The organism is Polaromonas sp. P4_H1, assembly GCF_056400945.1.
In genome coordinates, this window is the sequence record NZ_JBFUKG010000001.1 from 418573 (window position 1) to 432858 (window position 14286).

The following is a 14286-nucleotide window of genomic DNA, read 5'->3' on the forward strand; positions in this document are numbered from 1 at the left end:
GAGGAAGAGCAAATCAGCGCGGATCAGCTTGTGTTGCCGGGCTGATCTTGAACCAGATGGAATACATGGCCGGCAGGAACACCAGCGTCAGAACCGTCCCAGCGAAGGTGCCACCGATCAGCGTGTAAGCGAGGGCGCCCCAGAACACCGAATGGGTCAGTGGGATGAAGGCCAGGATCGCCGCCAATGCGGTCAAGACCACCGGTCGAGCACGTTGCACGGTGGCCTCGACGACCGCATGGAATGGGGCGAGTCCCGCCTCTTCGTTGTGGCGGATCTGCCCGATCAATATCAGCGTGTTGCGCATCAGGATGCCCGAGAGCGCAATCAGCCCGACCAGCGCATTGATGCCGAACGGCTGTCGAAACAGAATCAAGGTAGGCACTACACCGATTAGCCCCAGCGGGCTGGTCAGGAAGACCATGACCATCGCCGAGATCGAGCGTGTCTGAAAGATGATGATGAGCAGGGTGATTGCCAGCATGATCGGGAACAGCGGCAACATCGCTGTCATCGCCTTGCCGGATTCCTCGATGGCGCCTGCCTCCTCAATGCGGTAGCCGCCCGGCAGCTTGTCCATGATGGGCTGAACCTGCTGGCTAATGGCTGCTGACACGTCCGGTGGCTGCATGCCGTCGGCAATATCGCCTCGAACGGTGATCGTCGGCATGCGGTCACGCCGGCGCATGATCGGCTCCTCCGCGCGCACGTCGACTTTGCCTATCTGCGATAGCGGTATGCGTTGCCCGTTGGCGCCGGTCAGTGTGAAGTCCGCGATCCTGGCCGGGTCGAGCCGAATGGTGCCGGCCGAGCGGGCTGTGACCTGCACGGTGCGAATGTCCTCACGCACGGCAGTCAATGGAACACCGCTCAGCAGGAACTGCAGTTGTTGGGCCACGGCGCTGGAGGTCAAGCCCACGGCCTGCAATCGGTCTTGCTGCAAGGTGAAGTGCAGCGCGGGTGTGCGCGTGCCCCAATCATTGTTGACGGTACGCATCATCGGACTGGCATGCATGACCTGCTGCACTTCGGCCGCGATTTCCCGCAGCTTGTCCGGGTCTGGCCCGGTGATCCGGTAGGCGACCGGATATGGCGAGTAGGGACCAAACACGAGCTGGGTGACACGCACGCGCGCCTCAGGGACGAGGCCGTCGGCGATGGCCTCGCGCAGCCGGCTTTTCAACACCTCGCGCTCATCCTGGTTGTCCGTGCGGACCACGATCTTGGCAAACGAGGGGTCGGGCAGTTCTGGTCCCATTGCCAGGTAAAAGCGTGGCGCGCCCTGGCCGATATAGGCCGTGACGATCTTCGCTTCCGGCTGCCTGGTCAACCAGGCTTCCACTGTCGCCGTGCTGGCACTGGTCTGGGTGATTGAGGTGCCATACGGCATCTGCACCTCGACCAGCACTTCGGGGCGGTCGGAGATCGGGAAGAATTGCTTCTTGACCACGGCCATCCCCAACACGGACACCACAAAAAGGCCCACGACTGTTGCGGCGACCAGCCACTTGCGAGCGATGACGCGCGCCAGTACTTGGCGGAAGCGGTTGTAACGCGGCGTGTCGTAGAGCGCGTCGTGGCCGCCTTCGATTTTTTTAAGCTCAGGCAGTAGCTTGACGCCAAGATAGGGTGTAAAGACTACGGCAACCACCCATGACGCGATCAGTGCAATGCCGACGATCCAGAACATGTTGCTGGTGTATTCCCCTGCAGTCGATCGGGCGAAACCGTTCGGCATGAAACCGACGGCCGTGACCAGCGTGCCCGAAAGCATGGGCGCGGCAGTGTGGCTCCAGGCGTAGGCGGAGGCTGCGATGCGGCTATAGCCTTCCTCCATCTTGACCACCATCATTTCGATGGCGATGATGGCGTCGTCGACCAGCAGGCCCAGCCCCAGGATCAGGGAGCCCAAGGTGATGCGGTCAAAATTCTTGCCGGTCGCGAGCATCACCATGAAGACTGCCGCCAGCGTCAGCGGCACGGCTGCGGCGACCACGATGCCCACACGCCAGCCCATGCTGACAAAACACACCAGCATAACCACCAGCAACGCGACGAAGAACTTGACCATGAACTCATCGACTGCTGAGCTGATGTTGACGGCCTGGTCTGTGACCTTGGCGAGGCTCATACCCTGTGGCATATCGGCATTGATCGCACCGACCTCTTTATCGAGCGCCTTGCCCAGGTCGAGTCCATTCCAACTGTCGCGCATGATGATGCCCAGCAGCAGAGCGGGTTCGCCGCCATTGCGAATCATGAAAGTCGCCGGGTCTTCATAGCCACGCTTGACTGTGGCGATGTCCGACAGTTTTAAAGTGCGGCCTTGCGCCACGACCGGCGTATCGCGGATTTTTTGTAACTCATCTAAAGCACCGTCCAGGCGAATGAACACCTGCGGCCCCTTGGTCTCCACGGAGCCGGCCGGCGTCAGAGCGTTCTGGCTATTGAGCCCGGCGAACACCTCCTGCGGGCTGACGCCCAGCGTTGCCAGGCGCTCGTGCGAGAACTCGACATAGATGCGCTCGGACTGCTCGCCGACGATGTTGACCTTCTTGACCCCCGGCACGTGCAGCAGCCGCTGGCGCAGCGTCTCCGCATCGCGCACCAGCAAGCGCTGCGGCTCACCTTTGGCCTTGAGCGCGAACAGGGCAAAGGTGACGTCTGAATATTCATCGTTGACCATCGGCCCGATCACGCCGGACGGAAGGTTGCCGGCTTCGTCTCCGACCTTCTTGCGGGCCTGATAGAACTGCTCCTGCACTTCCCCGGGCGGCGTGCTGTCGAGCAGGGTCATGGTCGTGAAGGCCAGGCCCGGCCTTGTATAGGTCTCGGTACGGTCGTACCAGCGCAACTCCTGCAGCCGCTTTTCAATCTTCTCGGCGACCTGGTCCTGCATTTCCTGCGGGGTTGCCCCGGGCCAGGCTGTGACGATCGTCATCACCTTGACAGTAAAGGAAGGGTCTTCCGCGCGGCCCAGTTTGAGGAACGCAATGAGCCCGGCCAGTGAAATCAGGCAGATCAGGAACAAGGTGATGGAGCGCTCGCGCACGGCGAGCGCCGAGAGGTTGAAACGGCCTTCGCTCATGGCCGCGCGCTTGCCGTTGCAGCCGTTTGACCCGCCACGCGAATCTGCTCGCCTTCGCGTAGCAGATGCGTGCCGAGTGCGACTATCCGGTCACCCTGCTTGAGTTGACCTGCAATGTGAGCACTATCGTCGCCCAGGCGCTGGACCTTGACCGGCCGCCACGAAACCTTTGCCGGCTCGCCCTGGATCACCCAGACGCCCGGCCCTTTGCCCGCGTCGGAGAGGGAGCCAATGGGTACCGAAAAACCGTCTTGCGCAGCGGAATGTGCATCCGGGATTTGAATGGTGACCGTGCTGCCCAATGGCGCGTTGGACAGCTCTCCATCCAGCACATAACGCGCCTCGAAAGTGCGCGTCAGCCGGTCCGCGGCGTTCGAGAGCTGCCTGAGTCTGGTCGGAACGGTAACGCCTTCCTGGCCAAAGAGCGTGGCCAACCCGGTTGAACCGACCGCAGGGCGCAAGGTTTCCGGTAGTTGAATGACGGCTTCACGGTGGCCGGCATGGGCCACACGCACCACGACCTGCCCCGCGTTGACGACCTGGCCGGGTTCAACCAGCGTTTCCATGACGACGCCATCGCCATCCGCCACCAATTCCGTATAGCGGCTCGCGTTTCGAGCGACTTCGGCCTGGGCCTCGGTTGCGTTGAGCTGGGCTTTGGCGGCATCTGCCGCCGCCTTGACCTGGTCATAGGCTGAGGCCGAGATTGCACCGGTTCCGCGCAGGTCCTGGTAGCGGGCTTCGTCCTGCGCCGTTTGCTGCGCCCGCGCTCGGGCGGCGGCGACCGCTTCCTGCTGTGCATGAGCTGCGAGCTTCAGGTCGACGGGATCGATGCGCATGAGCGGCTGCCCGCGCTTAACGGTTTGCCCCGTATCCACAAGGCGTTGCAGCACCTTGCCGGAGACCCGAAAACCCAGATCGCTTTGTACCCGAGCGGCTACGGTCCCGGTGAACGCGCGTGACGCAGCGACCGAGCCCTGAATGGTGGCCACGCGTACCAGCGGCGCTTCGGTACGTGGATCAGATTGCGCCTTGTCGCCGCAAGCGGCCAACACAAAGGGCAATGCACAGATGACGGTAGATATAGGGAGGCAACGCCTGAGCATAAAAGTCCCACTGACGAAGTGAATTGGACTTTCATTATGGTACTAGTGACTAAATTAGTCAATAGTCACAGTTTTAATCATGGTGACAGGCTGCGGAGCACCAGGCTCGACAAATGCGCCGGCGCCTCTTTGTTGTAGTCAAAGCTATGCTGCAAAAGCAAAGGGTTGAGGTAGGGGCGCATGACCAGATAGATGGCCAACGCCGTCTCGTCCAGGGGTGTCTTGCGCTCGAAGTCCCCGGTTTTCCGGCCTTCCTGCAAGACGTCCCGAAGCAGCTTCTGGATGCGTTCTTCGTAGGCATGAACCGCCTGCCAGCGCTCCGTAGCGGCCGAGGCGGCAATCTCGTAAAGCTTGCGGTCCTGAAAAAACAGGCGAAGGCTGGCCTCGGTCATGGCTTTAAACATCCGCCGCAGCTTCTCTGGCGGCATGTCGGCCCCTGCAATAGCCGCACTGACCTCGGTCTCAATCTCGCGCAGGCAGTTCGCGCAGATCATCTCGCCAATGGCCTGCTTGGATTCAAAGAACTTGTAGATGTAAGCCTTGGAAAACCCGATGGCTTTGGCGAGATCGGAGACGGTCGTTTTCTCGTAACCGTAGCGGCTGAAGTGCTCGGTGGCCGCGGTAATGATCTGATCTCGCACGTCATGGTCGGCCGGGCCGCGGGCCGAAACCGGATAAATCGCTTTGTTCATGCCCGAAGCTTACCCGCATCCCAAGAGATCAACAACGAGTGACCATTTTGTATTATAGTCACTCTACTTGACGCCATGATCCGGAGGAAGTCCATGCGGCCCAAACGCACCCTTGCCATACTCATTGTTGCCGGCCTCTCGGCCGGCTGCGCTGTCGGTCCCGACTACGTCAGGCCCGATACGCCCATGCCGCAACGGTACCTGGGCCAACCAGCGGTAGACCAGCGGCATGCCACTGCCCAGGCCGATCTCGTCACATGGTGGACGGGTTTCGGCGATCCGCAACTGACCCGCTTCGTCACGCTGGCGTTGGCGCAGAACCTCGATCTCGCGCAGGCGTCCGCTCGCGTCGCCCAGGCCCGCGCGGAGCTTGGGGCGGCAAATGCCGCATTGCTGCCTTCGGGCAACGCCAGCGGCCAGGCGGCCAGAGCCTACCAATCCCTTGAAACGCCTCTGGGCAAAGTCTTGAGCTCGAGCCCCGGTTTTGACCGCCACGGCAGTTCTTACGAAACCAATCTCGGCGCGAGCTGGGAACTGGATGTATTCGGAGGCTTGCGTCGTGGAAAGGAAGCGGCACTTGCCGGGTACCAGGCGTCGGAGGCAGGCGCAACCGCCACCCGGCTGGCCGTGGCTGCACAGACCGCCGACACTTACATCATCATTCGTGGGCTGCAAACCCGCCTCGACGTTGCCCGCCGGCAGGTGCAGACGCAGCAGGAATTGCTATCAACCATCAACCTTCTGTATGGGAAGGGGTTGGCGGCCGAACTTCAAGTGAGGCAGGCCGAAGGTGCGCTGGCCCAGGTTCGGGCGTCCGTGCCGGTCCTTGAAGCGGGTCTGGACGTGGCCATGAACGCGCTTGACGTGATGCTGGGCTCACCACCTGGAACGCATCGGATGGAACTGGCCGATGCTGGCGTCATCCCTGCGACGCCGCAAATCACTGCGACAGGCTCTCCAGGTGAGTTGCTAAGGCGCCGCCCTGACCTGATTGTGGCTGAGCGCCGCCTTGCCGCATCGAATGCCCGTATCGGTGTCGCTATTGCCGAGTACTACCCCAAACTCTCTCTGAGCGGGCTGATCGGCAGCGCGACATCGGTGGCCGGCGGCAATCTGTTCACCAGCGGTGCCAGTCAGGCCTCCGGCGTGCTGGGTCTGCGCTGGCGTCTGTTCGATTTTGGCCGCATCAACGCGCAGATCGACCAGGCCAGGGGCCAGGAGGCCGAGATGTTGGCTGCATATCGGCTTGCCGTACTGCGGGCAACTGAGGACGTAGAAAACGCCTTTTCGGCCCTGGTCAAGCGCGAGGAGCAGGCTGCTGTACTTGCCCAGGGAGTGGACTCTCTCGGCCGCGCACGATCAGCATCGTTTGCGGGGTATCAGAAAGGGGTACTCAGCTTGATCGAAGTCTTGCAGGCCGACGAAAACCTGCTACGCGCCTCCGATGCGCGAGCGCAAGCGCAAACGGAATCAGCACGCGCAGCGGTCGCTACCTTCAAAGCGCTCGGCGGCGGTTGGCAACCCCAGGGATCCAACGCGGTCGCAATCAGATAGCCCAACGTTGGGGAAATTGATCCATAAAACTCTGTAGAGATCGATTCATTTCCTGTTATGCCGTGCAGGGGGCAGGTTCTTGAGGCCACAGCCGCACCACCAGCGCGGCGACGCCGGCCACCGCGGCCATCACGCACACACCTTGCCAGCCGGCCGGCGAGCTGCACCGCGACTGGCGCAACGATGTGGAAGGCCTGGGAACCCTGTTTGCCAACCACATCCCCGACTACCGCAACCTGATGACCAGCTACAGCGGTCAAGGCGGCAAGGTAAGACCCCAGGCCGCCGTGGCCACGGCGGCCTGCACTTGAAACCAGATAACGCTAACCTCAACTGTGTTTTCTGAAAGCTCCGCCATGACCATCCGCCTCGCCAATCCTGACAACCCCATCGTGCAAATCAAAGCCCTCGGTTTTCCGTGGGAAAAACGATCGACCCGTTTCTGTTTTGCGCCTACCACGATGACGCTTACCCGGCGGCCAACGCGCAGATGGGACCGCAGGCTTCGCTGGCAGGGCGGGCCATCGGGCAAGACTTCAGCCGCAAGGACGGCTGGAGCATGTACCACGGCAGCACGGTGCCGGGCTTTCCGGGGCATCCGCACCGGGGCTTTGAAACCGTCACCATCGTCCGCAAGGGGCTGATTGACCATTCGGATTCGCTGGGCGCGGCGGCGCGTTTTGGCGGCGGCGATGTGCAGTGGCTGACCGCGGGCAAGGGTGTGGTGCATTCCGAGATGTTTCCGCTGCTCGACGCTGATGCGCCGAATCCGCTGGAGCTGTTCCAGATCTGGCTAAACCTGCCGGCAACTGCTCAATGGGGAAAACGAAGTCGCCGAGTTCCTGTTGCTACAGGGCAAACCGATAGCCGAGCCGGTGGTGCAGTACGGCCCGTTCGTGATGAACACGCAGGCCGAGATTGCGCAGACCATGGCGGACTACCAGCGCACGCAGTTCGGCGGCTGGCCCTGGCCCGACGACGCACCGGTGCACGGGCGCGACCCGGCACGGTTTGCCAAACACCCGGACGGGCGCGAGGAGCGGCCGGCGGTGGGTGATGATCACGCCGCGGCACATGTGGCAGGCGACGGCACCGATTAAGGGCATCCGCCTAACGTCGCCGGGACGTTGCCGTCACGTGCCGAGTGGCCGGAGGCGCTAGCCTTTGATCAGTAGAAGCGTTCTGGCTCGCGTGCGCCGTAGATGCTCCCTCATCGCGTTCTCCGTGCCTCGCGCATTAACTCGATCGATGATGACGTGATGTTCGTCCCTGCGCGCATGTGGCGCTCGGGTGACGTGGGCGCTCAGAAGATCGAGAACGAGAACGCGCGTTCGACATCGGCGCGAATGTGCTGGATGCGCTCGCGGTTCAACTGCTCGGCCGCCGCGGCGTCGCGGTTCTCGATGGCCTTGAACAGTTTTTCATGCTCGGCGATCGCCGCCTGCATGCGGCCAGGGATCATCGCTGTGCGATTACCCATGAGGCGCAGTCGATTCTCAATGCCCATCACGTAGTGGATGAGCGTGTCACTGCGACAGCACTCGGCCAGCATGCGGCGGAAGTCCAGCGCGTTGTCCAGGTAGTGCACCACGTCGCCGGCCTTGACCGCAGCAACCATCTGTTTGAGCGTGGCTTTCAATTGCTTGAGTTCCTGTGGTTGGGCCTGTATCGCAGCCAGCCTGGCGACCAGGCCTTCCAGCACCTCCCGGATGTCCAGCAGCTCGATGATCTCCGACGGCTTAAGCTGTTTGACGGTCACACCGACAAACCGCGTCCGCGATACCAGGTGTTCGACTTCCAGCTGGCGGATCGCTTCGCGCACCGGCGTGCGGCTGACCTTGTATTGGGCAGCCAGGTCTTGCTCTGTCAGCTTGTCGCCGGGTTTGAGTTCGCCCTTCAGGATGGTGGCGCGGATTCGGTCGCAGACCTGTTCGGCGCTTAGGGGCTGGCCGCCTTCCTGTTTCGCGGCGGTCTTGGGCGTGGACATATTCATGAACGCGTTATACAGCATGCCTTCCATGGTCATGCGGGCCCATGCACCAGGTATTCGGCGGCCTTGGCCGGCACCTGCAGGAGAAGGACCTGCAGGCCTTCGGGCCCGGCCTGGAGCATGCCGCCTGGCTCGCCTGCTTGCAGGTAGCGGCTTTCCCACACTTGGAGTTGACCCGCTCCGTGTCGCATCGCGCCAGCCATCACCAACTGGAACTGCCCGCTGGCAGCCGGCACCGGTGCCTCGGCTTGGCCGCCAGGTGGAAGGCTGCAGAGGGAAGCGGCAAGCCCATCTGCCTGCGGCTCGATGGCATGGAACCACGCCGGGCCTGCGAGGGCGCCGAGCTCGGCCGCGCTTGCCTGCGGCACGGGCGGCCCCTGCATGTGGCGCTTGGGTCCGCGCAGCATTTTGTCCCGGGCGACGGCGATGAAGTTGGCGCCGATCTCGAACACAGGGCGTATGGTGAAGTATTTCAGGCCCTGTGGGCCCGCGACCACCGGGCCGTAACCTGTGCAGGCGCCCGCGTAGTGGACCGAGCCGGTCGCGACCTCATGCGCGCCCAACCGGCCGGAGCCCGACATAACCACCTGGAACTGGTTCTGCGTGTGGAAATGCGGCGCCAGCACCGAGCCCGGCGGCTGCTCGACCAGGAACACGGTCGGCGAGAGCACCGGGTCCTTGCCCCCATCCATCCATTCGCTGCGGAAGAACTCGAAGCCCTCTGGTAGCTTGCGCGCATGCCGCGTCTGGCGTGCGCGTTCCGCCGATCCCGTCAACACCATGTCGTCACTCCAGTTTGGCGCCCGAACTCTTGATGACCGCCGCCCAGCGCGTCACCTCGGCTTTGAGGAAGGTCTTGAACTCCGGCGCCGTGCTGGTGATCGGCCTGCCGCCGAGCAGGATGATGCGCTTGGAGAAGTCGTCGGATTGCACGATCTTCGCCAGCTCCTCGCTGATCTTGTCCACCGTGCGTTGCGGCGTGCCCGCTGGCGCCAGCAGCCCAACCCACGGCACCATGTCGAAGCCTTCGACGCCGCTTTCGGCCACCGTCGGAATGGTGGGCATGGTGCTAACGCGGTCGCGCGAACTGATGGCAATGGCCCGTACCTTGCCCGACTGCAGAAAGGGCTGCGCGGCGGCGATCGCGTCGAACGAGACCTGCACCTGCCCGCCGGCCAGGTCGGTCAGCGACTTGGCCGCGCCCTGGTAGGGGACGTGCGTCATTTCTGTGCCGGTGCGGCGCATGAATTCCGTCATGGCCAGGTGCGACACCGAGCCGTTGCCGGGCGATGAATAGCTGACCTTGCCGGGATTGGCCTTGAGGTAGGCCAGCAATTCCTTGACCGAAGTGACAGGCAGGGCGCTGCTCACCATCAAAAGCAGAGGCGCGTCGTAGATCATGCCGATAGGTTCGAAGTCCTTCAGGGGGTCGTACTTGACGTTCTTGTACAGCGAAGGGTTGCCGGCCAGCGCGGCCGAAGCGGACAACGTGAGGATGCTGCCGTCCGCCGGCATCTTGGCCACGGCGGCCAGCGCGATGCTGCCCGCCTGCCCCGGCAGGTTCTCCACGATCAGGTTGCGCCCCGTCGCCGGCCCAAGCCTGCCGGCCAGGACGCGGGCGACCGTGTCCACCGACTGGCCCGCCGGGTACCCGACGATCAGCTTGCCCGTGTCGCCCTGCGCGAAGCAGGCTGTCGCCTGCGCGATGCCCAGCGTGGCACCGGCCAGGATTCTTGCGAATTTCTTCATGGTTTGTCTCCTGTTTTTAGACTGACCCGGCGCTCCCCCAAAGGTCGCGCCCACCCAAACTCAGGCCGCGGCGTGCGGCACCGGCTCACTCAACATTTGCATGATCGAGGAAAAGTCCAGCCGGCCCTTGCCCGCCTTGCAGTGAATCGCGTACAGCGCGGCCACCGCGCCGCCCAGAAGCGCCGGCGAGCCGCTGGCCATCGCGGCTTGCTCCGCCAGGCGCAGGTCCTTGAGCATCAGCTCCGACGCGAAGCCGCCTTCGTAGCCCCGGTTGGACGGCGACGTAGGCACGAGGCCCGGCTCGGGCGAGTAGCTCGTCAGCGCCCAGCACTGGCCGGACGAGGTGGATGCGATGTCGAAGAACTTTTGCGGATCCAGCCCCAAGCGCTTGGCGAGGTTGAGCGCTTCCGATACCGCCACCATGGAAATGCCCGTGATCATGTTGTTGCAGATCTTGGCGGCCTGGCCCGCGCCCGCGGCGCCGGCGTGGATGATGTTCTTTCCCATGAGCTGGAGAATGGGCAGGGCCTGCGCGAACGCGGCGTCCGAGCCCCCCGCCATGAAGGTCAGCGTGCCCGCCGCCGCGCCGCCCACGCCGCCCGAGACCGGCGCGTCCAGCGTCGTGACGCCGCGCGCCGACAGCGCCGCATGAAACACGCCGCAGGACGCCACGTCGATGGTGGAGCTGTCGATCACCACCGCGCCCGGCGCGTACTCAACCCCCGGCGCGTTGACCAGCGTGTCCAGCACATGCTTGCCGCTGGGCAGCATGGAAACGACGAACTGCGCGCCAGCCACCGCCGCAGTGACGCTGCCGTGGGGCTTCATGCCCAATTCGGCGGCGCGCCTGATGGCCTCCGGGTTTGGGTCGACGCAGCGGACTTCATGTCCCGCCTGGCACAGCCGGGTAGCCATGGGCAAGCCCATGTTGCCCAGGCCGATAAACGCGATGGTGGCCATTTTGTTGTCTCCTTTTCGGCGCGCACGCGCCTCATTGCATGTTGAAAATTACCGTCTTCTTGTGGGTGAAGTGATCGAGCATGGCTTCGAGGGAAGCTTCGCGTCCCAGGCCCGACTGCTTGACCCCGCCGTAGGACAACCCGGGCTGCACGACGATGTTCTGGTTGATCTGCACGAAACCCGCCTCGAGCCGGCGGCTGGCGTCCAGCGCGGTCTTCAGGTCGCGCGTCCAGATGGTCGCCGCCAGCCCGTAGTCGCTGTCGTTGGCCTGCGCTAGCGCTTCCTCGTAGCTAGAAAACCTGATGACGCAGGTCACCGGCCCGAAAATTTCCTCGCGGGCGAGCTTGCTGCCGTTGTCCAGCCCCGTGAAGATCACGGGCCGCACGAACAGCCCCTTGCGCAAAGCCTCGTCCTGCGGCAGCGCGGAACATTCGACGGCGGTCGCGCCGGTCAACGCCCGGCCTGCTTCGATGTAGCCCAGGACCTTCTCGTGCTGGCCTTTGGAGATGATGGTGCCAATGTCGGTGGCCTCGTCCAGCGGGTCGCCCATCTTCATGGCGTCCACTTTGGCCTTGACCTTGGCGACGAATTCGTCGTGCACGCTGTCATGCACGAAGATCCGGCTGGCCGCTGTGCAGCTCTGACCCTGCCGCGTGAAGCGCATGCCGGCCACGGCGCCAGCAACGGCCCTGTCGATGTCCGCGTCGCCCATCACAATCATCGGGCTCTTGCCGCCCAGTTCCAGCGTGACGGGAATGAGCTTCTCGCCGGCGGCCTTGTAAACGATCCTGCCGGTCTCCACCGAACCGGTGAAGGTCACCTTGCCCACGTCCTTGTGCGCCACGAGCGGCGCGCCGCACTCGGGGCCGAAGCCCGACACGATGTTGAGCACGCCCGGGGGCAGCAGTTGGTTAAGGATCTGGCAGACGCGCAACACGGCCAGCGGCGCCTCTTCGGCGGATTTCACCACCACGCAGTTGCCCGCGACAATGGCCGGCGCGATCTTCAGCGCCATCAGCATCATCGGCGCGTTCCAGGGAATGATGACGCCCACCACGCCGATCGGCTCGCGCGTCGTGACCGTCAGCATCTCGGGGCTGAAGGGCACCGACTCGCCCTTGAGCTCGGACCCCAACCCTCCATAGAACTGCAGCGCATCGGCGACGATGGAGGCCTCGACGCGGCTTTCGGTGCGCAAGGCCTTGCCGGTCTCCAGCGCGACCAGCCGGCCGAGCTCTTCCACGTGGGCGCCCAGCAGCCGCGAGCATTCGGCCACCAGCGTGCCACGCTTCCTGGCGGCCATGCCAGCCCAGCCGCGCTGCGCCCGTTTGGCCGCCGCAACGGCGGCGTCGATGTCCGACGCGTCGCTGGACGGCACCGCAGCCACTTCGAGCCCCGTGGCCGGGTTGACGACGGGGAAGGTCTTGCCTGAACGTGCAGAGACCAGTTCGCCGTCGATGAGGTTGAAGCCGCTCAGCGCGCGCGCGAGCCGCTTGGGGTCGGTGTCGGGGACGAGTGGGTCGGATGCCATGAAGGGTTCCTTGGGTTTGTTCATGGTGATCAGCCTTTCACCTCGGCGATGGCCGGCCAGCGCTTTTTCACCTTGATGATGCGGGCGCTGCCGCGACGCACGAAGCGCTTGGTGTCGTCGACGCTGGCCTGGTAATCCCACACAGGCTGCAGGGCATCCGGCAGGTCCTTGATGAACTGGCGCCGCGCCTGGCTGGCCAGGACCTGCGCCTTGAGTGCGTCCGGGTTCCATCCGGCCATCACTTCGTCCTTCAGGCTTTTCAGCACATCCGGTGCGGCCTGCGCGATGTTGACGAGTTCGTTGGCGTCCGCCTCCATGTCGTGGAGCTGGTCGGGGTAGCCATGCGTGTAGACATACTTGTAGCGGCCGCGCCGCAGCATGCAGCACGGCCCGGTGACGCCTTCCGCCGTGTACTCGACGAAGGCGGTGCGCTCCTTGCCGCCCTTGTCCTTGCCACCGTCCAATAGTGGACGCAGCGACACGCCATCCACGGGCTCGACCCATTGGGGCTCGGCGCCGCCGGTGGCAAAGTCCATCAAGGTGGGCAGGAGGTCGACGTGCGACGCCGGTGCCGCGATGCGGCGGCCCTCTGTCATGCCGGGCCGCGAAATGATCAGCGGCACCTTGGCCGACCAGTCGAAAAACACCCGCTTGAACCACATGCCGCGCTCGCCCAGCATGTCACCATGGTCCGACGTGAAAACGACGATGGTGTTCTCGTCGAAGCCCGTGCGTTTGAGGGTTTCAAGCAGCTTGCCGACCTTGTCGTCGATGTAGCTCACCATGGCGTAGTAGGCATGCCGCGCGCGCAGGATCTGCTCGTCGCTGGCCGTCTGCTTGTCCAGGCCGTGCGAATACTGGATCCACTTGCTGAGCATGTCGCGCTCGGCCATGGGAATGTCGCGCACCAGTGGCAGGTTGATCTCTTCGCGCTTGTACCGGGCCATGTACTCTGGAAGTATGTGGAACGGCGGGTGCGGGTGGGTGTACGACACGCACATGAAAAACGGCTGCTCGTCATCGCGCGCCAGGTCATACAAGCGCTGGATGGACTTGGCCTCGACCTCCTCATCGTAGTCCAGCTGCAGGCTGCGGAAGCACTCGCCGCTCTCGTCCACCGTGCTGAGGTTGTGGCCGGGCGAATAGAAGCTGAATTCGCCTTCCTTCCAGTCGGCCGACCAGCCGAAGTCGGCCGGATAAATGTCCGTGGTCAGCCGTTCCTGGAAGCCGTGCTTCTGGTCGGGACCCACGAAGTGCATTTTGCCGCTGAGGATGGTCTTGTAGCCCTGGCTGCCGAGGTAGTAACCGAGCGTGGGCGTGGCCGCCTGGAACTCGCAGGCGTTGTCAAACGCGCCGATGCGCGTAGCGAACTGCCCGGCCAGCAGCGAGAAGCGGGCCGGCGCGCACAGCGGGAAGTTGCAGTACGCATTGTCAAAAACCGCCGAACGCGCGGCCAGCGCCTGCAGGTGCGGCGCCTTTAGCGCAGTGTTCCCGTGGAAGGGAAGGACGGGGGCCGACAGCTGGTCGGCCATGATCATCAAGATGTTGGGTTTCTTCATAATAAGTCTCCTTTTGAATAACGGTTGCATTACTATTGCATGCAATATAGACTTACT

At 63.6% G+C, this 14286-nt stretch carries 11 protein-coding genes and 1 pseudogene; 3 read left to right on the plus strand and 9 right to left on the minus strand.

What is annotated here, in order from left to right; genetic code table 11:
• Positions 1 to 13: 13 nt before the first annotated feature.
• From AC1DS5_RS01880 to AC1DS5_RS01890, 3 genes are all read right to left on the minus strand, one after another.
• Positions 14 to 3088 carry an efflux RND transporter permease subunit gene (locus AC1DS5_RS01880; RefSeq protein ID WP_477716545.1) on the minus strand — a complete coding sequence of 1025 codons (3075 nt, stop codon included), beginning with the start codon at positions 3086 to 3088 and terminating at the stop codon, positions 14 to 16.
• Complete coding sequence (locus AC1DS5_RS01885; protein ID WP_477716546.1) at positions 3085 to 4194, minus strand: efflux RND transporter periplasmic adaptor subunit; 1110 nt, start codon at positions 4192 to 4194, stop codon at positions 3085 to 3087. The genes AC1DS5_RS01880 and AC1DS5_RS01885 overlap by 4 nt, the downstream gene beginning before the upstream one ends.
• Positions 4195 to 4271: 77 nt before the next feature.
• Positions 4272 to 4886: a TetR/AcrR family transcriptional regulator gene (locus AC1DS5_RS01890; protein ID WP_477716547.1), complete on the minus strand. Its 615-nt coding sequence runs from the start codon at positions 4884 to 4886 to the stop codon at positions 4272 to 4274.
• 93 nt (positions 4887 to 4979) lie between these two features.
• Between AC1DS5_RS01890 and AC1DS5_RS01895 the strand changes: the two genes are divergently transcribed.
• From AC1DS5_RS01895 to AC1DS5_RS01905, 3 genes and pseudogenes are all read left to right on the plus strand, one after another.
• Positions 4980 to 6440: an efflux transporter outer membrane subunit gene (locus tag AC1DS5_RS01895; protein ID WP_477716548.1), complete on the plus strand. Its 1461-nt coding sequence runs from the start codon at positions 4980 to 4982 to the stop codon at positions 6438 to 6440.
• 185 nt (positions 6441 to 6625) lie between these two features.
• A complete protein-coding gene (locus AC1DS5_RS01900) occupies positions 6626 to 6751 on the plus strand; it encodes a hypothetical protein (RefSeq protein ID WP_477716549.1) in 126 nt (41 codons plus the stop codon).
• A 45-nt stretch (positions 6752 to 6796) separates the two neighbouring features.
• A pseudogene (locus AC1DS5_RS01905) lies at positions 6797 to 7540 on the plus strand (pirin family protein).
• Between the two features lie 203 nt (positions 7541 to 7743).
• Here AC1DS5_RS01905 and AC1DS5_RS01910 read toward each other — a convergent pair.
• Genes AC1DS5_RS01910 through betC form a run of 6 tightly spaced genes read right to left on the minus strand, consistent with a single transcriptional unit; the run spans position 7744 to position 14229 of the window.
• A complete protein-coding gene (locus AC1DS5_RS01910; RefSeq protein ID WP_477716550.1) occupies positions 7744 to 8466 on the minus strand; it encodes a GntR family transcriptional regulator in 723 nt (240 codons plus the stop codon).
• Positions 8463 to 9212 (minus strand): hypothetical protein, encoded by a 750-nt coding sequence (locus tag AC1DS5_RS01915; RefSeq protein ID WP_477716551.1) that lies wholly within the window; start codon positions 9210 to 9212, stop codon positions 8463 to 8465. Before AC1DS5_RS01915 ends, AC1DS5_RS01910 begins: the two co-directional genes overlap by 4 nt.
• Positions 9213 to 9216: 4 nt before the next feature.
• Positions 9217 to 10179 carry a Bug family tripartite tricarboxylate transporter substrate binding protein gene (locus tag AC1DS5_RS01920; RefSeq protein WP_477716552.1) on the minus strand — a complete coding sequence of 321 codons (963 nt, stop codon included), beginning with the start codon at positions 10177 to 10179 and terminating at the stop codon, positions 9217 to 9219.
• A 60-nt stretch (positions 10180 to 10239) separates the two neighbouring features.
• Positions 10240 to 11139, minus strand: a complete 900-nt coding sequence (gene mmsB, locus AC1DS5_RS01925; RefSeq protein ID WP_477716553.1) for a 3-hydroxyisobutyrate dehydrogenase — start codon at positions 11137 to 11139, stop codon at positions 10240 to 10242.
• Between the two features lie 31 nt (positions 11140 to 11170).
• A complete protein-coding gene (locus AC1DS5_RS01930) occupies positions 11171 to 12670 on the minus strand; it encodes an aldehyde dehydrogenase family protein (protein ID WP_477716554.1) in 1500 nt (499 codons plus the stop codon).
• Between the two features lie 29 nt (positions 12671 to 12699).
• A complete protein-coding gene (gene betC, locus AC1DS5_RS01935; protein WP_477716555.1) occupies positions 12700 to 14229 on the minus strand; it encodes a choline-sulfatase in 1530 nt (509 codons plus the stop codon).
• Positions 14230 to 14286 lie beyond the last annotated feature (57 nt).

What these genes read in the sequence shown, in the direction of transcription:
- AC1DS5_RS01880 (WP_477716545.1), bottom strand. Translation starts at nt 3,088, where the DNA reads ATGAGCGAAGGCCGTTTCAACCTCTCGGCGCTCGCCGTGCGCGAGCGC.
- AC1DS5_RS01885 (WP_477716546.1), bottom strand. Translation starts at nt 4,194, where the DNA reads ATGCTCAGGCGTTGCCTCCCTATATCTACCGTCATCTGTGCATTGCCC.
- AC1DS5_RS01890 (WP_477716547.1), bottom strand. Translation starts at nt 4,886, where the DNA reads ATGAACAAAGCGATTTATCCGGTTTCGGCCCGCGGCCCGGCCGACCAT.
- AC1DS5_RS01895 (WP_477716548.1), top strand. Translation starts at nt 4,980, where the DNA reads ATGCGGCCCAAACGCACCCTTGCCATACTCATTGTTGCCGGCCTCTCG.
- AC1DS5_RS01910 (WP_477716550.1), bottom strand. Translation starts at nt 8,466, where the DNA reads ATGACCATGGAAGGCATGCTGTATAACGCGTTCATGAATATGTCCACG.
- AC1DS5_RS01915 (WP_477716551.1), bottom strand. Translation starts at nt 9,212, where the DNA reads ATGGTGTTGACGGGATCGGCGGAACGCGCACGCCAGACGCGGCATGCG.
- AC1DS5_RS01920 (WP_477716552.1), bottom strand. Translation starts at nt 10,179, where the DNA reads ATGAAGAAATTCGCAAGAATCCTGGCCGGTGCCACGCTGGGCATCGCG.
- mmsB (WP_477716553.1), bottom strand. Translation starts at nt 11,139, where the DNA reads ATGGCCACCATCGCGTTTATCGGCCTGGGCAACATGGGCTTGCCCATG.
- AC1DS5_RS01930 (WP_477716554.1), bottom strand. Translation starts at nt 12,670, where the DNA reads ATGGCATCCGACCCACTCGTCCCCGACACCGACCCCAAGCGGCTCGCG.
- betC (WP_477716555.1), bottom strand. Translation starts at nt 14,229, where the DNA reads ATGAAGAAACCCAACATCTTGATGATCATGGCCGACCAGCTGTCGGCC.